The organism is Rhizobium brockwellii, from assembly GCF_000769405.2.
GTDB classification, from domain to species: Bacteria; Pseudomonadota; Alphaproteobacteria; order Rhizobiales; family Rhizobiaceae; genus Rhizobium; species Rhizobium brockwellii.
The window spans coordinates 350,491-368,760 of sequence record NZ_CP053440.1; the positions used below are offsets into that span (position 1 = coordinate 350,491).

Sequence of the window (18,270 nt, forward strand, 5' to 3'; positions counted from 1 at the left end):
TTTACCGCCGCATCGGGAGCGGGCCTATGCGGCGCACTTCAGCGCATCACTGAGCGTCGAGACGATCGTGTCGATCTGGCTTTTCTCGATGATGAGCGGCGGCGAGAGGGCGATAATGTCGCCGGTCACCCGGATCAGCAGGCCCTTGTTGAAGCAGTCGACGAAGATTTCGTAGGCGCGGGTTCCCGGCGCGCCGTCACGAGGAGCCAGTTCGACTGCACCGACCAGTCCGAGATTGCGGATGTCGACGACATGAGGCAGGCCTTTCAGTGAATGGAGGGCCTCCTGCCAGTACTCGGCCAAATCGGCTGCGCGGGTCAGCAGGCCTTCCTCCTCGTAGATCTCGAGCGTAGCGAGCCCGGCGGCGCAGGCGACCGGATGGCCGGAATAGGTGTAGCCATGGAAGAGTTCGATCGCATTTTCCGGTCCGACCATCAGGCCGTCATAGACCTTGCGGCTGGCAAAGACCGCGCCCATCGGGATCGTGCCGTTGGTGATGCCCTTTGCCGTGGTGATGAGGTCGGGCACGACGCCGAAATAGTCGGTCGCAAAAGGGGTGCCGAGACGCCCGAAGCCGGTGATGACCTCGTCGAAGATCAGCAGGATTCCGTGCTTGTCGGCGGTTGCGCGCAGCTTCTCCAGATAACCCTTCGCAGGCAGAACCACGCCTGCCGATCCCGACATCGGCTCGACGATGACGGCTGCGATGGTTTCCGCGCCGTGCAGTTGCACCAGGCGCTCGAGATCGTCCGCCAGTTCCACGCCGTGAGCGGGAAGACCCTTTGAGAACGCATTGCGCTCGATGTCGAGCGTGTGGCGCATATGGTCGGCCGGTATTTGCGGGAAGACCCGCCGGTTGTTGACGAGACCGCCGACGGAAATGCCGCCGAACCCGACGCCATGATATCCCTTCTCGCGCCCGATGATCCGCGTGCGGGTGCCCTGGCCGATCGCCCGCTGATAGGCGATCGCAATCTTGAGCGCCGTATCGACCGATTCCGAGCCTGAGCCGGTGAAGAATATCCTGTCGAGCTTGGCTTGCGGGCCGCCCGGCGCGTTCGCAGCCAACTTCGAGGCGAAGTCGAAAGCGATCGGATGCCCCATCTGAAAGGTTGGCGCATAGTCCAGCGTTGCCAGTTGTCGCTCGACGGCTTGGGAAATCTTCTTGCGGCCGTGGCCGGCATTGCAGCACCAGAGGCCAGCCGTGCCGTCAAGCACCTGATGTCCATCGATGTCGGTGTAATACATGCCCTCGGCGGCTGCCAGAAGGCGCGGCGTTGCCTTGAATTGCCGGTTCGCGGTGAACGGCATCCAGAAATTTTCGAGTACGGGCGCGTTCGTTTTGCTGAGCTGGTCCATCCTGGCCTCCTTTGGGGTGGCGCCGAGAATGGCAATTTCTCTCTTTCAAACAAGTCCTTTTCTTCGTATTTGTAAGCCATTGAAATTAAACGAATGAAAGGGTATTATTTTTGATATTCTGGACAACACAAACGAGCCGCATCATGTCAGTCGATATCGGCAGCCGTCTTCGCTATCTCCGCATCGCTCATAAGCTTTCCCAGCGTGAGCTCGCCAAGCGCACTGGAGTGCCCAATTCGACGATCTCGCTGATCGAATCGAACGCCTCCAACCCGTCGGTCGGGGCCTTGAAGCGAATTCTGGATGGCATCCCCATCGGCCTGGCGGAATTCTTCGCCTTCGAGCCCGAGCGTCCAAGGAAGGCCTTCTATGCGGCCGAGGAGCTGGTGGAGATCGGCAAGGGCGCCATCTCCTACAGGCAGGTTGGGGAAAACCTGTTCGGGCGCAGCCTGCAAATCCTCAAGGAATGCTACCAGCCGGGCGCCGACACCGGAAAGGTTCCCCTTGTTCACGAGGGGGAGGAGGGCGGGATCGTGCTCTCGGGAAGGCTCGAGGTGACGGTCGATGACGAGCGGCGTATCCTTGGGCCGGGTGACGCCTACTATTTCGAAAGCAGACGCCCGCACCGCTTCCGCTGCGTCGGACCGGTGCCCTGCGAGGTCATCAGCGCCTGCACGCCGCCGACTTTCTAGTTCTTGCCCTCGATCCGGGCAAGTACACCGTCGAGTGCAGCGGTCAACGCGGCAAGGCCGCCCTTCTTCTCGAAGTCGGAGAAAACCTGCTCGTTCAGTCCGCCCTTGGTCGCGAATTCGCGGCTCAGCGCGCTGAACGGTTCGTTGCCGGGGCTATTCGCTTTCTGCGCGAGGCTTGCAAAGAGCGGGGCAATGTAGGCCTGTCCCTTCGCCTTTTCGAGGCCGCTTCTTTCCAGCCAGACGGCAACCTGTTCCATGATGCCGAAATAGGTCGACATCATTGCGCTCGCTGCTGCGAGAAGATCATATTCCTTCCTCGACCGGCATTGGACAGCCGTTCCGAGCGCATCGAACAGCGCTGCGACGGCGGTATCGGGCGGATAGATGGCAGTGACGCCTTGCCGAGCGGCGACGAACGGCAGGGGAATCGCCTGCACGAGATGCACGTCGGCGGCGATCCATTCGGAGAGGGCCTGGCGCTCCGTCGCCGCAACGAGGCTGACGACCATTTGCCCATCCCTGAACGATAGCGCGCGCACGACCTCCTCGGCGACTTGCGGCCGTATCGCCAGGAACACCATGTCGCTGCGCTCGACGACGTCCTGATTGTCCTTGGCAATTCTCACAGCGGCGAATTCGTCTGCCAGAGTCGCGGCGATGTGAGCGCTTCGAGGAGATACGTGAATCTCGGAGGCATAGGCCGGCTCAGTGAGAATCCCTCGAACCATCGCTTCGGTAATCGCGCCGGTGCCGACGAATCCGATACTGTCGATTTTCATTTGACTACTCCGCAGCCCGCAGGGCCCCAGCGCGACGTCCCCGCGCCGAACCACATCACCTATAATACGGCAAAGACGGCGGTTGCCCCTTCACCAGAACTTCGCCCGGGACTATGCACCTGACAAAGTTGCGGTCAATGCCGTCTGCCCCGGCGAAATCGATACGCCGATGCTCGACGCCGTTATTACGCGCGCCGGCGGATGGTTTGATCCTGCTTTCGTTTCGGATTTCACCCGTTTACAAGGCGAGGAGGCTGCGAACATTCGACCGAACGGAAGGCATCGATCTTGAATCTCATGCGTCGCGCGCTCTTGGGGGCCATAGGGACGATGATCGGCGGGAAACCGTCATCGGCCAAGGAAACCCGCCCGGATTCCGGCGGGGAAACGACGACCCAAAACGAGGCGGAGGAATCGTCGGTGACGCCCCGGCATGTCGTATGTTTTCTCGGCAAGGAGCGTGACCTCAGCCGCTTGTCAGATGCGGCGTCGCAGGCGATCCGTGACTTCGCCAAGGGCTTCAGCATCGACGAGGACTACTCTCAGTCCGAGCCTGATGACCGGATGAGCCAGTCATTCGCCGTGTGCTGGGATCGGGTCGAAGCCAATGCGTGGAGCCCGGCAGACGAAGATGCCGTCGCCGATCATCAGTCAGTCCTTTATATCCTCGGGCCGAGTATGGCGCAGGCTGAGACGGTGAAGGTTTCGATGCTGGCGCTGCGCCTCGTCGAGCGGTTGATTGATGCGGGAGCGGTTGCGGTAAAGGGCGAAAGTGCCGGCATTGCCCACGGCCTCGACCGGTGGAGAGAGCTGATCCGGCAAGGCGCCGAGGCAACAGAGGCCGCCGACCCGCTGTCTGAGCAGCGGATCGGCCGACTGGCCTTTGCGAAACGGCCGCTATCGGTTCCGGGATATCTGGAGAGCGTCGGTTTCCATCTCGTCGGATTGCCGGAGGTCTATGTGCCTGAGACGGCCGGCAGCGAAAGGCAGATCGTCGCCATCATGGACGCGGTTGCCGACGAGATTGCGCAGCAGGGCCTCGAGCCGACGCTCAAGGGTCGCCGCGCAGGCCTCTCCTTCGATTCGACTTACGCAGTGGATGAGTTCAAGTTCAACCCATACGGCATCGTCAGGCTGCCAAAGTGAGTCTGGGCTGTCGTCCCCGGGGCTTCGATTTCCTCCTCAATTGTAAGTGATCTTGTCGCCGACCCTCGGGCGATTGAAGTAATGGCGATCGAAGCTGTAGCCATTCTGCCCGGTGAAGTTTGAAAAGAACGCCGAGACAGGCGTCGTCAATGTGTACTGCACCCGGGTCAGCACGACCTGCACGCCGTCATTCTGGATCTCCGAAGGGACCTCGATTGTGCTCGCCGCGCCGGAGTTAAGTGCGGAGGTGTTGAGTGCTGCAGACCAGTTGACCGTCGCGCTGCCGCTCTTGGCGATATCGTCCACCGCCAGCGTGATCGTCAGCCCCGTCGTGTCATAGGGCTGCAGGATGAAGCTGGCGCCGGAGAGAAGCTTGGCGACGTCGGACTTCGTCCAGGAGCCCTGCTGTGAAATCATGTCGCCGGTGGAAGAGGCGATCTCGTCTATCTTTCGGCTGACCGTGAGCGCATGGCCGAGATCGACGGTGCCGAACAGGAGCATCACCAGGATCGGCAGCACCAGCGCGAATTCTACGCCCGAAGCCGCCGACCGGTCGCGCATGAAATGACGGGCACGGGATCGGGCAACGCGGAAAAAGGACAGGCTCCGTTTTATGATCATGTCAGAAAGGCTCGTTGCGGAACAGAACGGAAGATCCGAGCAGGTAGCGGCCGTCGGAAAGCTTGGCGCTCGACAGGCTGAAGAAATTGACGACGGCTGTCCATGGCAGGAACGTCTGAACCAGGATGTAATCGCTGCCCTTGCCGATATCATAGGTCTCGGTGACCGTGAGATTGCCGCTGTCGTCGATGGGGTCGGTGCTGGCGGCGGACGAGAGGTCGGAAAGCACGATCACCTTGACCAGCAGACCGCTGGAACAGCTGAACGACAGAAGCATGTCGTTGCAGATTCTGGCCTTGAAATCGGCCAGCGTAATCTTGGAGGACGCAACCTCGCCGGTGCGGATCATTCGGGAGATCTTGTGCACGGATGCGTCCAGCGCCGAGTTGACGAAGAACATCAGCGACACTTCGATAATGCCAAATATCATGATGAAGAGCGGCAGAGCCAGGATCGCAAATTCGATCGCAGCGACCCCTTTGCGATCGCCAAGCAGACGGCGCAACGATGCGAAGCGTTTCCCTCGCCTCATTGGGTCAGCCGGACGGATGCGAGGTATTGGGTGAAAAGCGCCGACAGGCCCGCGGTGATTTCGGTCGACGACGCCGCCGATATGAATAGGCTCTTGGAAGATGCGCAGTCGGAAAGCGCATAGGGGATGTAATCCCGTCTCGTGATGCTGGTCGACACGCCACTTTGCATGGTGCCACCATAGGTGCCTTTCCAGTTGGCGCTTGCCATGGTCGAACCGACGGTTGCGTTGTAGCCCCAATCCGACGTCAGCGGCAGGTATTCGGTATAGAGAACCGCCATGGTGGCGGACTGGTTTTTGAGGTAGTCGCACCAGGCTGGATTGAGAGGCGCCACTTTGTTCCAATATGCCCCGGACGTCGCCTGCCCGTTCTTCCACGTCACCTTGTCGGTCACCCATTCGCGCTGCGACTGGACGCCGTCCGTCAACAGCAGAACCAGCTTGAGCGGCGAACCCGAGGACGTTCCGTCCCCGCCGGTGCCGACTTTCTGCTTGAGCGTTGCAAGCGACACGTCAAAATAGGTGGCTGCCTTCGAGGTCGCGCTGGTGAGGCCGTAGCTTGCGTCCGCGAGGCGGTTGCGCGCCGTGTCGGTGCTGAGCGTCGGGGCCAGAACTTCCGTGAGGGTATCGCCGAGGCTATATAATCCGACCTTGATGCGTTGATGATTGCTGTCTGAGGTGTCAATCAGGGCAAGCACGTCCTTGACGGCATCACCGGCGACATCGGCGCGCAGCTTTATGTTCTTGGCCGTGCTGTATTCGTAATTGTTGTTGTATGTCTTGTTGCCGATTTTGTGCGCATCGCCCGTGTGGCAGGCGAACTGGCAGCCGATGCCGGAATACATGGTCGACTGGCCGGCGGTTGTTGCCGCCAGAAGCATCGATGGGGATGTGTCGATGACGATATAGACATTGAGATAGGAGGTGGCCGGCCCCTTGACGGCGCTTGCCACGCTGACGTCAACGGTGTCGATGTTGGCGATCTTCATCAGTGTCGTCGGAACGGTGCCGCTCGCCGTCGCCGTGATCTTATGGTTTGATGTATCGATGTCGATGTCGCCAAGCGTATAGCTGTTTTCCACCTGCGCGTGGAACCAGTCGGAAACTTTTTCCTTGAGGGCGTCGGTGTCGTCGGTATCGATCTCTTTGACTGCGGCGATCAGGGCCGTGTCGAGGTCGCTCTGCATTCTCTGCCGGACATTGTAAGTGCGAATATAGTCAAAGCTCGCGCCGACTGCGACGATCATCGGCACCAGGGTGAGGGCAACGACGATCGCGACATTGCCGCCCCTGTCCCTGCCGAGACCGCAAAGGGCTTTGAAGACCCGAGCAAGTGAATGTGAAAGACCCGAGCGCAAAATACCACCGTCAAATAAGTCATACTAATATGCAAGAAATATCCGAAGTGCTTAAGCCTTTGTTAATTCCTGCATTTTTTGAGAGTAAGTGGGCTGCTGGCGCAGTGTTTCCTGCGCAAATTGTATATGTTTGCGAAATATGGATAGCCGTGGAATGACCTATCATCTTACTCATGCTGCGGGGGTCCGAACGCGTGAGGGAAGCCGGAAGCGGGACCCGCCCGGCGCCATCCGCGACCTCTCCAGCGTTTTCATTCGACAGCCTGAGCTACCCAAGTACTGAGATCAGCGCCATATGGCGAAAGCACGGGCATACCTCGCCAACGGCGGTGCGGTCGTCGTCGATACCGCCATCGAACGCGGTTTCACGCATTACGGGCTCAGCGAACATTGCCCCCCGCTACCGCGCGCAGGATCTTTATCCCGGCGAGGAAAAGCTTGGCATAGCCGGTCTTGCAGCTGCTTTCGAAGCCTATGTGGCACGTGCCCTCGACCTGCGCGATGCCCGTGCCGGGGAGATCGAGCTGTTCGTCGGATTCGAAACGGAAACGCTTCCGCCCGAGGGATGGCTTCAGGCCATGATGACGGTGCGGGATGCCTATCCGTTCGACTATATCGTTGGCAGCGTCCACGACATCTGTGGCCGCTGGGTCGATTTCTCTCCGGCGGACACAGCCGCGCTGACAGCGGATCTCGGCGGACCGGAAGCCTTGCAGATCGCCTATTTTCGATGCAGTGACGAACATGGTCGAATCGCTCCGGCCCGATATCGTTGCGCATCTCGATCTGGTGCGCAAATATGAGCCGGTCGGATTCAGTTTCCCTCCGCGCGCGCTACGCGCGATCGAGACAACGCTCGAGGCAATCGGGACCTCTGGCGGTGTTCTCGACGTCAACTGCGCAACATTCCGCAAGGGATACGGGCCGGTCTACCCACTGCCGCAGATCCTGGAGCGGGCAAGGGCCATGGGCATTCGTGTGACCTTGGGGGATGATAGCCACGGGGCGCAGACGGTGGGTGTCGGACTAGACCAGTCGCTGGCCGCGATAGCGGCGGCGGGCTATGAAACGGTCGCCTACCTCACGCGCGCGGATGGATGGCGCGAAGCGGCACTCGACACGCTCGGGCCGCGCCGGGGCTGATCATGATCGAGAAAGACATGCGCCAGAGCGCCACTGCACAGTCCCTGACGGTCGAGCCGGCCAGTGCCGCCGACATTCCCTTCATCATCTCACCCACGAGCAAAGACGTCCTCCCGAAATCGCGTGATGGTTATGGCGGAGACACTCAAATTCCTTACGAGAAGTCGTCGAAGTCGATCGGCACCGAGAAACCGACCTTGACACGATCCATCACCACCATCGTCTTGAACCCCTTGATGTCGGGATTCTCGTAGAAGAATTTACGTGTAAAACCCTCATAGTCTTCCATGCTACGAGCCGTGACAATCAACACGAAGTCTGAATCCCCGGTGACGTAGTACCCGTTCATGACCTCGGGTGTCTGGCGGATCGACTGCTTGAAGCGGTCGACGATATCGGCACGCTCGCGTTCCAACGACACCAGCACCAGCATCGCGATGGGGCGTCCGATTGTCTTTGGTTTGACGATCGAAACGTCCGCCTCGATAATACCTTCTTCTCGCAATCGTTTCACGCGGCGCTGAACGGCCGTCGCGGAAAGTCCTACCAGTGCGCCCAGTTCTTCCGTGCTGTGACGGTTATGGGATTGGAGAATACTGAGAAGTCGCGCATCAAGTCGATCGAGCTGCATCAGATTTTCACAGATTTTCATCGTATTCATGCAAAATAAAGCAGGGTTTCTTCGTCATGGCAAGCAAGCTTGCTGAATAAGCGCGCTGCACTGCACATAAGCTTCTCGCCAGAGGGATCAAAACGAGAGGCGAAATGTTGAACACAATACCGACAGCACGCCATGCATTGACGCAATTGAGCGATACTGCTTTGCTCCGCGACAGGTCGTATATTGCGGGTGCCTGGGCAGGCTCGCAGACCTCCACAGCCGTGCAGGACCCAGCGACTGATGAGGAGCTCGCACAGGTAGCGGACTGCGATACGGAGATGCTTGACCAGGCGATACAAGCTGCCGAACAAGCCTTCACAGGCTGGCGCGAGCTTTTGGCGCGCGAGCGCGGCAAGGTCCTCCTCAAATGGGCTGGCCTTATTCGCGATCATGCCCAAGACCTGGCAATTATCCTGACTGCCGAACAAGGCAAACCAGTTAGCGAGTCGGAAGCGGAGATCCTTTATGGCGTTGGCTTCATCGAGTGGTTTGCTGCCGAAGGAGAGCGTGCCTATGGCGAGGCGATCCCTGCTCATAAGCCGTCGAGCCGCCTCTTCGTCTCTATGCAACCGGTCGGCGTCAGCGCTGCAGTGACCCCATGGAATTTCCCAAGTGCGATGATTGCCCGCAAGGCGGCGGCGGCTTTGGCTGCCGGATGCCCGGTCATCGTTAAGCCAGCTGTCGAGACACCGCTTTCCGCACTCGCGCTCGCCGAGCTCGCTCATCGCGCAGACTTTCCCGCAGGCGTGTTTCAGGTCGTCACCGGCGATGCTGTGCTTCTGACCGAAGGACTTCTCGCCGATGAGCGGGTTCGCGCTTTCAGTTTCACAGGCTCGACTGAAGTTGGCCGTCTTCTGTTGGGCAAAGCGGCGCAGACGGTCAAGAGAGTCTCGATGGAGCTTGGCGGCCATGCACCGTTCATCGTCTTTGACGATGCGGATTTGGATGAGGCGGTTGAGGGTTGTCTCGCCGCGAAATTCACGACCTCGGGTCAGGATTGCTTGGCTGCGAATAGGATCTACGTGCAGGATGGTATCCATGATGCCTTTGTCGAACGTCTGCGGGTGCGTATCGGGCGCCTGCAGGTCGGACCCGGCTTCGAGCCTGGGGTTGACATTGGCCCAATGACCAAGGCAGCGGTCGTCGAAAAGTGCCGATCGCATGTCATTGATGCCATAGAGAAAGGGGCGAAGGTCATTGCGGGCGAAGTTCCGAGCTCCCAGACCGGCAACTTCGTCTACCCCACGCTTCTGGTTGGTGTTCGCGATGACATGCTCATTGCTTCCGAGGAGACCTTCGGTCCAGTTGCACCGATTTTGCGGTTCGACAACGAGGAGGATGTCCGGGCGGCGGCGAATGCTAGCGAAATGGGTTTGGCTGCTTACCTCTACACCCGCGATCTGAAGCGCGCGATGCGCCTCTCCGACGCTCTCGAATACGGCATGATTGGCGTCAATACAGCATCCTTTACCGGCGCACCCGTTCCCTTCGGTGGCTGGAAACAATCGGGGCTAGGTAGGGAAGGCTCGCGGCACGGTCTGCGGGAATTCATGGAACTGAAATACGTCTGTTTTGGCGGCCTAGCCGCGTGAGGAAATGAAGATGACTAATATCGCTGAGATCGCTGAAATGGACCGCAGGACAGTTCTTCATCCCTTCACTTATCTGAAAGACTACGCAACGGGGGATGCCGATCCCACTATCATGGAGACGGGTAAAGGCGTGCGCATCCAGGATGCCACTGGGCGCGAGTACATCGACGGTTTCGCCGGACTATATTGCGTGAACATTGGCTATGGCCGCACGGAAGTAGCCGAAGCTATTGCCCGGCAAGCCTATAAGCTGGCCTACTACCATTCCTATGCTGCTCACACCACCGAAGAGCTTGCACGGTTGTCTGACCGGCTGGTCAAAATGGCACCCGGCAACATGTCCAAGGTGTTTTATGGCTTGTCAGGGTCGGATGCGAATGAGACCCAAGCGAAAATCGTCTGGTACTACAATAATTTGCGTGGCAAGCCACTGAAGAAAAAGATCATTTCGCGCGAGCGTGGCTACCATGGCTGCTCAGTCGTCGCAGGTTCAATGACCGGCCTGAGTTTCTACCATGAGCACATGGACCTGCCGGTTTCCGGCATCTTGCGAACCGGTGTTCCTCACTTCTACCGTGGTGCTCATCCGGGTGAAACCGAAGAGGCCTTCTCGCAGCGTCGCGCCGACGAGCTCGAAGCACTCATTATCGCGGAAGGTCCGGACACGGTCGGAGCGTTTATCGCCGAGCCTGTTCTCGGAACGGGAGGCATCACGCCGCCGCCTGCCGGATACTGGCCAAAGATCCAGGCTGTGCTGCAGAAATATGATGTGTTGCTTATCGCCGATGAAGTAATTTGTGGTTTCGGGCGCACTGGCGCCATGTTTGGTTCCCACCTTTACGGCATGGAACCGGATCTGGTGACGGTCGCCAAAGGCTTGACCTCCGCATATGTCCCCCTGTCCGCATCCATCGTGTCGCAGAAGATTTACGACGTCATGGAAGAAGCAACGCCACGCGTTGGTTCGTTCTCTCACGGCTACACATACTCCGGTCATCCGATTGGTGCTGCAGCGGCAAACGCCGTGCTTGATATCGTCGAGCGCGAAGATCTTGCAGGGCAATCGGCAAAGAAAGGTGCTTACCTGATGATGCGACTGAAAGCAGCCTTCGAACAGAATCCGATCGTCGGTGAGGTGCGTGGCGTTGGCATGCTTGCGGCCGTCGAGTTTGTCGCCGATCGCGGAAAAAAGGCCGCATTCGATCCGGCACTCAAGGTCGGTGCGCGAATTTCCCAGGCTGCTCGCAACCGCAATCTGATCGCGCGTGCGATGCCACATGGTGACATTCTTGGTTTCGCACCCCCGCTTATCATGACGGAGGCGGAAATCGATGAGATGGTTTCGATTGCCAAGGCTGCCGTCGATGAGGTCTTGAAGGAACTCGATAGCCAGGATGCTGTGAAAAGCTGATGGATGGTCGCCCCACTGGAGAGCCCGCGCGGATGAGGGAAGTCCTGAAGGTCCACGATCTCGTCAAGTCGTTTGGCACCGCAAAGGTGCTGGAAGGGGTGAGCTTCCGCATGCGTCAAGGAGAGGTCATCTCCCTGATTGGCTCTTCCGGTTGCGGCAAGAGCACGGCGCTTCGCTGCGTCAACTTCCTTGAAACGCCGAGCTCGGGCCAGATCGAAGTGATGGGGAACGCAATTTCGGTAAGTTCCGGTGAGCGTGGCGAAAGCGTCGTCGTCAATGCGGCGAACATCATACGCTTTCGCCGACAAATCGGGATGGTGTTTCAGAACTTCAACCTCTGGCCGCACCGTACTGTGCTTGGCAATGTGACGGAAGCGCTGATCTACGTGCTGAAGCTTCCAAAGAAGGAGGCTGCGGAGGTTGCTCTCGCGTCTCTGGCAAAGGTCGGCATGGTCGACTTGCGGGATCGCTATCCCCACCAGCTATCGGGTGGACAGCAACAGCGTGTCGCAATCGCTCGTGTTCTGGCGATGCGTCCGAAGCTGATGCTGTTTGATGAGCCGACATCAGCGCTTGACCCGGAGCTGGTCGGCGAAGTGCTAAAAGTCATACGAACACTGGCTGAGGATGGGGCAACCATCCTTCTTGTCACGCATGAGATGCGGTTCGCTCGTGATGTGTCGAACCGAATGATATTCCTGCAAAAGGGGCGCCTTGAGCAGGATGATACGCCAGAGGAATTGTTTCGCAATCCCGCTTCGCAAGCGGTCAGACGGTTTCTCTCCAGCGTCATGCCGGCTAATGCCTGAGGGCGGGCCAAATCAAAAACCATAAAGGGGTAACAGAAATGATCAGCAGCAAGTTTCTCAAAGCCGCATTCGCATCAAGCTTCCTCCTGGCCGCGGCCGCTAGCACAGCCTTTGCCGAGGAGGGTGTCCTTCGTATCGGTACCGAAGGCGACGCGCCGAAATTCAGCATGGCCGATCCCAGCGGCAACGTGACTGGTTTCGACGCCGATATCGCCAACGGCATTTGCGCCGAGCTCAAGGTGAAATGCAAATTCGTCGTTCAGACGTTCAGCTCGCTCGTTCCCTCCATGGACAGCGACCGCTTCGACGTCATTATCTCTGGTCTCAGCATCACAGACGAGCGCGCCAAGAAGATTGATTACTCCATCCCTTATGCCACGACCCCTCAGTATTTTGTGGTGGCAAAGGACTCTCCTCTGGCTAAGCTGAAGACCCTTGCCGAAGTCGAAAAGGCCTTGGATGGAAAGAGCGTCGGTGTCGTCACCGGTACGACATACGCACAGTTTGTCCAGAAGAACATTCCTTCTGCCGATTTGAAGACCTACGATGCAACAACGCAGCAGCTTGCGGATCTCGCGAGCGGCCGCATCGACGCAGCCTACGGCGACTCGCCGACTTGGATGGACTTCCTTTCAACATCTGACGGCGCGAACTTCACGAAGATCGACGTCAAGGTGATGGCGATGGATGATCCCGACACTCTTGGCAAAGGCATGGGTGTCGGCATGCGCAAGGGCAATACCGAACTCAAGGCCAAGATCGACGCAGCACTGTGCAAGATGATTAATGACGGTAAGGTCAAGGAATCGTCGATGCAATGGTTCCAGGACGATTATACCATCCCTTGCAAGAACTGATCCTCCGACAAGACGACCTGCCTCGGCACTCTTCGGGGCAGGTCAGTGCGATGGTGTCCATGCTGAATGATTTCTGGGTACTGATGGTGGAGCGCGGCTGGGCGCTGGCTCTGCTGCAGGGTGGTGTTGTCACAATGGCGATCGGCCTGCTTGGCATGTCCGCGGGTTTCGTCGTGGCAACGCCGCTTGCGGTGCTTCGCTGGAAAAAAGTTGTCGGTGTGTCACACCTAGTCGACGCCTACAGCATCGCGATCCGCGGTGTTCCTGGTCTGCTGGTAATCTATCTTTTGTTTTTCGGTTCCATCGACTGGATCCGCGCAGTGGCAACGGTGTTTGGTTTTCAGGCAGGCGCCGAGAACGCCTACCCGTTCATAATAGGTGTATTGGCGATCGCTGCCATTTCCTGCGCTTATTCGATCGAAGTCATCAGAGGCGCGCTCGAGGCTGTGCCCCGCGGTGTCCTTGAGGCGTCAGAATCGCTGGCGTTGCCACGCAAGGTTATGTTTTTCAAGATTGTCCTGCCGCTCGCCCTGAGACTGGCGCTCGGTGGCATAAACAATGTCTGGCAAATGACGATCAAGGATACGTCGCTTATTTCCGTTGTCGGGCTGCAGGAGTTGATGCGGACAGCGGCGATTGCTGCAGGGATTACCCGTTCTCCCTTGCTGTTTTACTGCATAGCCGCGGTGATGTTCTTTTGCATGACTGCTCTTAGTCAGTCGCTTTTTTCTAAAGTCGAGCGTTCACTCAACCGCGGTTTCAGGGGGCGCTGATTATGGATTTCAGCATCATCAGCTATGCGGTGCCGTTCCTGCTCATTGGGATGAAGACAACGCTACTGATTGCAGTTTTCGGCGTTGGGCTGGGGTTGCCTTTCGGCGTTCTAGTTGGCCTCGGGCGCGGAGCGAAAAGCAAGGTCCTGCGCCGCGTCTGCGACGTGTACTGCGCGGTTTTTCGTGGCACTCCGATGCTAGTCCAGATTTTCATTATTTACTACGGCCTGGCACAAGTGAGTTTCATAAGACACAACCCGGTGATCTGGTGGATGATCGGTAACGGATTGAACGCCGCGATATTGGCTGTGATCCTCAACACTGGCGCCTACACGGCTGAGATATTTCGCACTGCGTTTCTGTCATTGCCAAAAGGCCTCATTGAAGCAGCAGAGGCTTGCGGCATGTCACCCTGGTACGTGTTTGCACGGATCAAGTTCCCACTGGCACTGCGCCAGGCACTTCCGTCCTACAGCAGTGAAGTTGCCATCATCGTCAAGGAGTCGAGCCTCGCATCAACCATCACCGTCCTTGAAATCACCGGTTATGCCAAGCGGCTGATGAGCGAGACCTTCGCCATCATGGAGATCTTCATCATCACTGCCGCTTTTTACCTCGCCATAAACGTCGTCGCACTGACGTCCCTGAAACTCCTTGAGCGGCGCCTGTCGTTCAACCGATAAACTCGATTTTAGAAAGGCCTATCATGTCCAAGCTCACATTTATCGACCAGAACAACCTTCCGGAGCCTCGTAAAGGTCAGCCACTGCCGGAACGGCTTCTCGAGGGCGACCCGCGCTTTCTCTCTTGGGACATTGCAAAGACCGAGGACGGTCAGGTCTCATGCGGCCTTTGGGAGGCAACGCCAGGCGCTTATCGTTCGATCAAGGGCAAGGTATTCGAATTCTGCTACATCCTGTCCGGCGTATCCGAGCTGAGCGAAGAAGGTGGCGAGACGCGCCGCATTGGCGCCGGCGATTCTTTCGTCATGCATCCCGGTTTCGAAGGGGTCTGGAAGGTCATCGAAACCACTCGCAAGATCTGGGTCGAACGCAGCTGATCCAAGCTGTACCCCCCGCAACGTCAATATGGTACCTCTCATGCCACAAGCCAGCCAGAAATTGGTTCAATCGACACCTTATTGGTGGGATGACTGCGATTTCCCCTCTTTGCCAGTCCGGCCAGTCAGTCTGGCCTGCGATGTGGCGATTGTGGGGGGCGGGTACACAGGTCTTTCTGCTGCAATCGAGCTTGCGCGGGCCGGCCGGCACGTGCAGCTCTTTGACCGGCAGCCTCTTGGTAAGGCAGCTTCGAGCCGTAATGGCGGTATGGCCAGCGGCAGTATCAGGCTGAGCCGAAAGGAACTGATCAAACGGTTCGGAGAGGCGCGTGCCAACGGCATTTTTCTTGAAGGCAAGGCGGCTCGCGAGGATCTATGGCGCTTCATGGAAGAGGAGAAAATCGACTGCGACTTCTTCCTCTCCGGTCTCTTCGACGGAGCGATGACTTCAGAGGAGGCGGAAGACCTGCGTCGCCATGCGGAGCTCCTTCATCGGATGCTCGAGATCGAGGCCTTTTCGGTGGAGAATGCTGATGTTCGCAAATATATCGGCACTGACCTATACTGCGGAGGACTGGTTAGAAAAGACATCGGCGGACTGCAGCCGGCAAAGCTACTTGCTGGGATGATCAGGATTGCCGCCTCGTCGGATGCCGTGATTCATGAAAACACCGCGGTGCTGGGTTCAACCGACGAAGTTAACGGCGTGCGGATCAAAACCGAGCGTGGCGAAATCCTTGCTAAGAAGCTTCTGGTCTGCACGGACGGTTACACCGATGGTTTCGACCCATGGCTCCGTCGTCGTCTGGTGCCGGTGCGCAGCCGCATCATCGCTACCGAGCCGCTCGACAAAGACGTCATGGATCGACTGATGCCGGCGCGCATGATGCACGGGGATATGCGCAAGCTGAGTTACTATTACCGCCCTTCGCCGGATGGCTCCCGCATTCTCTTCGGCGGTCGGGACGGCACGACCGAAGGCGATCCGAGTGCTCCCACGGAGCACCTCCAAGCAGAACTTGCGCGCCTTTTTCCCGAGTTGGCCGGAGTAGGGCTGACCCATACTTGGTTTGGCTATGTCGCGATGCACCGCGACATGGTCCCTCGAATATTCGCAACACGCAATACGGTCTATGCCACGGGGTACTGCGGCTCAGGCGTCGTATGGGCACGCTGGTTAGGAAAGAAGGCCGCATTTAAAGTTCTCGGTGACAAGGAGCAGGCACGTTGCGCCTTCGATTTCGACCCAGCGCCCAAAGCAATCCCGTTTTACAATGGGCGCCCTTGGTTCATTCCAATTGTCTACTCGATGTACGAGCGTCACGATAAGAAGACGCTCAAGCATCTAAGGCAGCGGTGAGACGAGATGGTCTTCCTGTTCCTCTGTGACGCCGAGCGCGGCGCTGTCTTCGCAAAGGCATTCGCCGAGCATCTATCTGACGTCCGGTTCTCCATGGAAGCGGCTTCAGTAGCTCCTGACAATGTTCGCTACATCATGACCTGGAAGCCGCCAGAGGATCTCGAACGCTACCCCAACCTCGACGCAGTCTTCTGTATCGGTGCTGGCGTCGACCAATTTGCCAATGCCAGCCTGCCATCAAAGGTCAAACTAATCCGGATGGTCGATGAAAGCATCACACGCATGGTGGTGGAGTATGTGATGATGGCCGTTCTGTGCCTTCATCGCAATCTGCATGTCTACATCGATCAACAGCGCCGCCATGTCTGGCATGAAGTGATCCCGCAGCCTCAGTCCGCAGATCGCCGAGTGTCTGTGCTGGGCATGGGTGTTCTTGGCGAGGCGGCGCTCTCCAAGCTGCAAGGATTTGGGTTCAAGCTTTCCGGATGGAGCCGTTCCCAGCGATCTATCGATGGCGTTGCATGCTTCAGTGGCGAGGATGGCCTCCGCGAAATGGTGGCCAATACCGACATCCTCGTCTGCCTGCTGCCGCTGACGCCGGAGACGACCGGGATTCTCAACAAGGAGCTGTTTGCGCTTCTGCCCTTAGGCGCGAGCCTTGTACATGCGGGCAGGGGCCGTCAGCTCGACTGCGATGCATTGATGTCGGCTCTCGACAGCGGACATCTCTCAGGTGCGTTCCTTGACGTTGTCGATCCCGAGCCCCTTAATTCAGATCATCCCCTTTGGGCCCACCCGAAGGTGGTCATCACGCCACACATCGCGGCGATTACTCAGCCCGCGTCAGCGGCAATGACCACAATCGAAAACCTGAGGCTGTTGCATGTCGGCCGGAACCCGGTCGGGCTTGTCGACAAAGCGGGTCTCCATCGTCAATGAATGGTATCGAAGGATTCACTGGAGCGAAGTGCCATCGACCCAGTTGCAGTGCCAGGATGACCGCCAGTTTGCGGGCGACGGCGACCTGTGCCTTCTTCACGCCATTGCGCTTGGCCAGTCGCAGGCCCCAAGCCTTCAGCGCCAACGCCTTGTTCGATGCAGCACCACACTGGCCGCCTCGAAGAGATAGGTTCGCTGTAGGCGATCGCCCCATCCAGAGATATGGCCTGTGGCATCCGTCTCGCCCGACTGCTTGCGCCGCGGCGTTGGGACCAGATGGGCGCCCCAACTGATGCGGCGCTTCGGAAACGGGACGGATCATCAATGGTATGGCGGAAGGACATCGCCGTCCCCCCGCAACGGCCACGAGATGTGTCTGCAGAAATCTGGAGCGAGTTCGACGTTTCCGCCGAGTGGATCTCCCGGTGCGGGCGGTTAGGCCAGCTTTAGCCTGAGGCGAACGAATTCATCCGTAAGCGCTGTTTTCGTCCCACCTTCCGGATCGGCGTTCGATTGTTGATGTTATGCCCGAACAGGGCTTCGACATATGACGATTACAGGGTTTACGCCTAGCACCAAGACGGATGAGATGGTGCAGCGGTTTGAGGTTTTCACTGCAACTCCCGAAGCGCAAAACACCAAACACAAAGCCGAGGATGCCGACGATGATGATCGCGATAAATAACTGATCGACGCCGTACCCGCCACCTTCATGTGCGAGGTGGTCGAGCTTCTCATGCAGTTCGTATACCAGGGCGAGATGCGACAAGACCACGCCGAAAATCGCCAGTGCTATCGCTTCCATCCGAGCGCGGTGGTGACGTATGAGATGCAGCATGTGAACCTATTTAAAATGCGAGCGTCATGGCGCGTACCGGAGGGTGGCGGCCCATCGCTCAGCGAACCTCCCGATATGAAGAGATGAGAGCTTACCCCCAGCTTTCTTCGTCCGGTATGTTGCTGTTTGCCGTCTCCAACAGACCAGCGGAGTTCGTCGTCACCTTCGCCAGTCGGTCCAGGATGGCGATCAGCGAATTGGAGACGGCCTGAATCTGCTCGCGGGCAGCCTCCATTCGCTCCTGTGCAAGTAGATCGATCTCGCCCGGCTTCACGACGTCGCCAGGGTGGGTGATGGGGAATGCGATAACATTGCTCATTGAAACTCCTTCGGTTTGAAA

At 58.3% G+C, this 18,270-nt stretch carries 21 protein-coding genes and 2 pseudogenes; 13 read left to right on the top strand and 10 right to left on the bottom strand.

Features of this window, described 5'->3' with window-relative positions; genetic code table 11:
• Nucleotides 1–24: 24 nt before the first annotated feature.
• Nucleotides 25–1,359 carry an omega-aminotransferase AptA gene (gene aptA / locus RLCC275e_RS25185; RefSeq protein WP_033183002.1) on the bottom strand — a complete coding sequence of 445 codons (1,335 nt, stop codon included), beginning with the start codon at nt 1,357–1,359 and terminating at the stop codon, nt 25–27.
• Nucleotides 1,360–1,502: 143 nt separating this feature from the next.
• On the opposite strand from aptA, the gene RLCC275e_RS25190 reads away from it, so the two are divergent.
• Nucleotides 1,503–2,051, top strand: coding sequence for a cupin domain-containing protein (locus RLCC275e_RS25190; RefSeq protein WP_033183001.1), 549 nt, complete (start codon nt 1,503–1,505; stop codon nt 2,049–2,051).
• Here the strand turns inward: RLCC275e_RS25190 and RLCC275e_RS25195 are convergent.
• Nucleotides 2,048–2,830 carry a pyrroline-5-carboxylate reductase gene (locus RLCC275e_RS25195; protein ID WP_033183000.1) on the bottom strand — a complete coding sequence of 261 codons (783 nt, stop codon included), beginning with the start codon at nt 2,828–2,830 and terminating at the stop codon, nt 2,048–2,050. The two genes, RLCC275e_RS25190 and RLCC275e_RS25195, sit on opposite strands and share 4 nt — an antisense overlap.
• A 39-nt stretch (nt 2,831–2,869) precedes the next feature.
• On the opposite strand from RLCC275e_RS25195, the pseudogene RLCC275e_RS34335 reads away from it, so the two are divergent.
• A pseudogene (locus RLCC275e_RS34335) lies at nt 2,870–3,029 on the top strand (SDR family NAD(P)-dependent oxidoreductase); the annotation flags it as partial.
• An 89-nt stretch (nt 3,030–3,118) separates the two neighbouring features.
• Nucleotides 3,119–3,976 (top strand): hypothetical protein, encoded by an 858-nt coding sequence (locus tag RLCC275e_RS25200; protein WP_033182998.1) that lies wholly within the window; start codon nt 3,119–3,121, stop codon nt 3,974–3,976.
• 36 nt (nt 3,977–4,012) lie between these two features.
• Here the strand turns inward: RLCC275e_RS25200 and RLCC275e_RS25205 are convergent, their stop codons facing one another.
• From RLCC275e_RS25205 to RLCC275e_RS25220, 4 genes are all read right to left on the bottom strand, one after another.
• Nucleotides 4,013–4,597 (bottom strand): TadE/TadG family type IV pilus assembly protein, encoded by a 585-nt coding sequence (locus RLCC275e_RS25205; protein WP_033182997.1) that lies wholly within the window; start codon nt 4,595–4,597, stop codon nt 4,013–4,015.
• 1 nt (nt 4,598) lies between these two features.
• The gene (locus RLCC275e_RS25210) at nt 4,599–5,129 is read right to left on the bottom strand and encodes a TadE/TadG family type IV pilus assembly protein (protein ID WP_018245413.1); all 531 of its coding nucleotides are present in this window, start codon (nt 5,127–5,129) and stop codon (nt 4,599–4,601) included.
• Entirely contained in the window at nt 5,126–6,487 is a 1,362-nt protein-coding gene (locus RLCC275e_RS25215) for a TadE/TadG family type IV pilus assembly protein (protein ID WP_033182996.1), read from the bottom strand. The genes RLCC275e_RS25210 and RLCC275e_RS25215 overlap by 4 nt, the downstream gene beginning before the upstream one ends.
• A gap of 380 nt (nt 6,488–6,867) precedes the next feature.
• On the bottom strand, nt 6,868–7,233 hold the full coding sequence (locus RLCC275e_RS25220; RefSeq protein WP_033182995.1) for a hypothetical protein: 366 nt from the start codon (nt 7,231–7,233) through the stop codon (nt 6,868–6,870).
• Between RLCC275e_RS25220 and RLCC275e_RS25225 the strand changes: the two genes are divergently transcribed.
• Nucleotides 7,232–7,630, top strand: coding sequence for a PHP domain-containing protein (locus RLCC275e_RS25225; RefSeq protein WP_050516840.1), 399 nt, complete (start codon nt 7,232–7,234; stop codon nt 7,628–7,630). The two genes, RLCC275e_RS25220 and RLCC275e_RS25225, sit on opposite strands and share 2 nt — an antisense overlap.
• 154 nt (nt 7,631–7,784) lie before the next feature.
• On the opposite strand, the gene RLCC275e_RS25230 is transcribed toward RLCC275e_RS25225, so the two are convergent.
• Entirely contained in the window at nt 7,785–8,261 is a 477-nt protein-coding gene (locus RLCC275e_RS25230) for an Lrp/AsnC family transcriptional regulator (protein ID WP_033183474.1), read from the bottom strand.
• Between the two features lie 134 nt (nt 8,262–8,395).
• On the opposite strand from RLCC275e_RS25230, the gene RLCC275e_RS25235 reads away from it, so the two are divergent.
• Genes RLCC275e_RS25235 through RLCC275e_RS25275 form a run of 9 tightly spaced genes read left to right on the top strand, consistent with a single transcriptional unit; the run spans nt 8,396 to nt 17,092 of the window.
• The gene (locus RLCC275e_RS25235; RefSeq protein ID WP_033182994.1) at nt 8,396–9,883 is read left to right on the top strand and encodes an NAD-dependent succinate-semialdehyde dehydrogenase; all 1,488 of its coding nucleotides are present in this window, start codon (nt 8,396–8,398) and stop codon (nt 9,881–9,883) included.
• 10 nt (nt 9,884–9,893) lie between these two features.
• Complete coding sequence (locus RLCC275e_RS25240; RefSeq protein WP_033183473.1) at nt 9,894–11,294, top strand: aspartate aminotransferase family protein; 1,401 nt, start codon at nt 9,894–9,896, stop codon at nt 11,292–11,294.
• A 32-nt stretch (nt 11,295–11,326) separates the two neighbouring features.
• Complete coding sequence (locus RLCC275e_RS25245) at nt 11,327–12,103, top strand: amino acid ABC transporter ATP-binding protein (RefSeq protein WP_033183472.1); 777 nt, start codon at nt 11,327–11,329, stop codon at nt 12,101–12,103.
• Between the two features lie 38 nt (nt 12,104–12,141).
• Nucleotides 12,142–12,960: a transporter substrate-binding domain-containing protein gene (locus tag RLCC275e_RS25250; protein WP_033182993.1), complete on the top strand. Its 819-nt coding sequence runs from the start codon at nt 12,142–12,144 to the stop codon at nt 12,958–12,960.
• A 59-nt stretch (nt 12,961–13,019) separates the two neighbouring features.
• On the top strand, nt 13,020–13,733 hold the full coding sequence (locus tag RLCC275e_RS25255) for an ABC transporter permease subunit (RefSeq protein ID WP_033183471.1): 714 nt from the start codon (nt 13,020–13,022) through the stop codon (nt 13,731–13,733).
• A gap of 2 nt (nt 13,734–13,735) precedes the next feature.
• A complete protein-coding gene (locus tag RLCC275e_RS25260; protein WP_033182992.1) occupies nt 13,736–14,416 on the top strand; it encodes an ABC transporter permease in 681 nt (226 codons plus the stop codon).
• 23 nt (nt 14,417–14,439) lie between these two features.
• Nucleotides 14,440–14,793, top strand: coding sequence for a cupin domain-containing protein (locus tag RLCC275e_RS25265; protein WP_033182991.1), 354 nt, complete (start codon nt 14,440–14,442; stop codon nt 14,791–14,793).
• Nucleotides 14,794–14,833: 40 nt separating this feature from the next.
• The gene (locus RLCC275e_RS25270; RefSeq protein WP_033183470.1) at nt 14,834–16,153 is read left to right on the top strand and encodes an NAD(P)/FAD-dependent oxidoreductase; all 1,320 of its coding nucleotides are present in this window, start codon (nt 14,834–14,836) and stop codon (nt 16,151–16,153) included.
• Between the two features lie 6 nt (nt 16,154–16,159).
• Nucleotides 16,160–17,092, top strand: a complete 933-nt coding sequence (locus RLCC275e_RS25275) for a 2-hydroxyacid dehydrogenase (RefSeq protein ID WP_130707960.1) — start codon at nt 16,160–16,162, stop codon at nt 17,090–17,092.
• A gap of 15 nt (nt 17,093–17,107) precedes the next feature.
• On the opposite strand, the pseudogene RLCC275e_RS25280 reads toward RLCC275e_RS25275, so the two are convergent.
• From RLCC275e_RS25280 to RLCC275e_RS25290, 3 genes and pseudogenes are all read right to left on the bottom strand, one after another.
• A pseudogene (locus tag RLCC275e_RS25280) lies at nt 17,108–17,442 on the bottom strand (transposase); the annotation flags it as partial.
• A 116-nt stretch (nt 17,443–17,558) separates the two neighbouring features.
• Complete coding sequence (locus RLCC275e_RS25285) at nt 17,559–17,897, bottom strand: hypothetical protein (RefSeq protein ID WP_130707959.1); 339 nt, start codon at nt 17,895–17,897, stop codon at nt 17,559–17,561.
• Between the two features lie 124 nt (nt 17,898–18,021).
• Entirely contained in the window at nt 18,022–18,249 is a 228-nt protein-coding gene (locus RLCC275e_RS25290) for a hypothetical protein (protein WP_033184483.1), read from the bottom strand.
• Nucleotides 18,250–18,270 lie beyond the last annotated feature (21 nt).

Excerpts from the sequence above, each read along its gene's own strand:
- RLCC275e_RS25290 (WP_033184483.1), bottom strand. The coding sequence starts at position 18,249 with ATGAGCAATGTTATCGCATTCCCCATCACCCACCCTGGCGACGTCGTG.
- RLCC275e_RS25265 (WP_033182991.1), top strand. The coding sequence starts at position 14,440 with ATGTCCAAGCTCACATTTATCGACCAGAACAACCTTCCGGAGCCTCGT.
- RLCC275e_RS25270 (WP_033183470.1), top strand. The coding sequence starts at position 14,834 with ATGCCACAAGCCAGCCAGAAATTGGTTCAATCGACACCTTATTGGTGG.
- RLCC275e_RS25240 (WP_033183473.1), top strand. The coding sequence starts at position 9,894 with ATGACTAATATCGCTGAGATCGCTGAAATGGACCGCAGGACAGTTCTT.
- RLCC275e_RS25255 (WP_033183471.1), top strand. The coding sequence starts at position 13,020 with ATGCTGAATGATTTCTGGGTACTGATGGTGGAGCGCGGCTGGGCGCTG.
- RLCC275e_RS25235 (WP_033182994.1), top strand. The coding sequence starts at position 8,396 with ATGTTGAACACAATACCGACAGCACGCCATGCATTGACGCAATTGAGC.
- RLCC275e_RS25190 (WP_033183001.1), top strand. The coding sequence starts at position 1,503 with ATGTCAGTCGATATCGGCAGCCGTCTTCGCTATCTCCGCATCGCTCAT.
- RLCC275e_RS25250 (WP_033182993.1), top strand. The coding sequence starts at position 12,142 with ATGATCAGCAGCAAGTTTCTCAAAGCCGCATTCGCATCAAGCTTCCTC.
- RLCC275e_RS25210 (WP_018245413.1), bottom strand. The coding sequence starts at position 5,129 with ATGAGGCGAGGGAAACGCTTCGCATCGTTGCGCCGTCTGCTTGGCGAT.
- RLCC275e_RS25260 (WP_033182992.1), top strand. The coding sequence starts at position 13,736 with ATGGATTTCAGCATCATCAGCTATGCGGTGCCGTTCCTGCTCATTGGG.
- RLCC275e_RS25275 (WP_130707960.1), top strand. The coding sequence starts at position 16,160 with ATGGTCTTCCTGTTCCTCTGTGACGCCGAGCGCGGCGCTGTCTTCGCA.
- RLCC275e_RS25285 (WP_130707959.1), bottom strand. The coding sequence starts at position 17,897 with ATGGAAGCGATAGCACTGGCGATTTTCGGCGTGGTCTTGTCGCATCTC.
- RLCC275e_RS25230 (WP_033183474.1), bottom strand. The coding sequence starts at position 8,261 with ATGCAGCTCGATCGACTTGATGCGCGACTTCTCAGTATTCTCCAATCC.
- RLCC275e_RS25245 (WP_033183472.1), top strand. The coding sequence starts at position 11,327 with ATGAGGGAAGTCCTGAAGGTCCACGATCTCGTCAAGTCGTTTGGCACC.
- aptA (WP_033183002.1), bottom strand. The coding sequence starts at position 1,359 with ATGGACCAGCTCAGCAAAACGAACGCGCCCGTACTCGAAAATTTCTGG.
- RLCC275e_RS25205 (WP_033182997.1), bottom strand. The coding sequence starts at position 4,597 with ATGATCATAAAACGGAGCCTGTCCTTTTTCCGCGTTGCCCGATCCCGT.
- RLCC275e_RS25220 (WP_033182995.1), bottom strand. The coding sequence starts at position 7,233 with ATGTTCGTCACTGCATCGAAAATAGGCGATCTGCAAGGCTTCCGGTCC.
- RLCC275e_RS25195 (WP_033183000.1), bottom strand. The coding sequence starts at position 2,830 with ATGAAAATCGACAGTATCGGATTCGTCGGCACCGGCGCGATTACCGAA.
- RLCC275e_RS25225 (WP_050516840.1), top strand. The coding sequence starts at position 7,232 with ATGGTCGAATCGCTCCGGCCCGATATCGTTGCGCATCTCGATCTGGTG.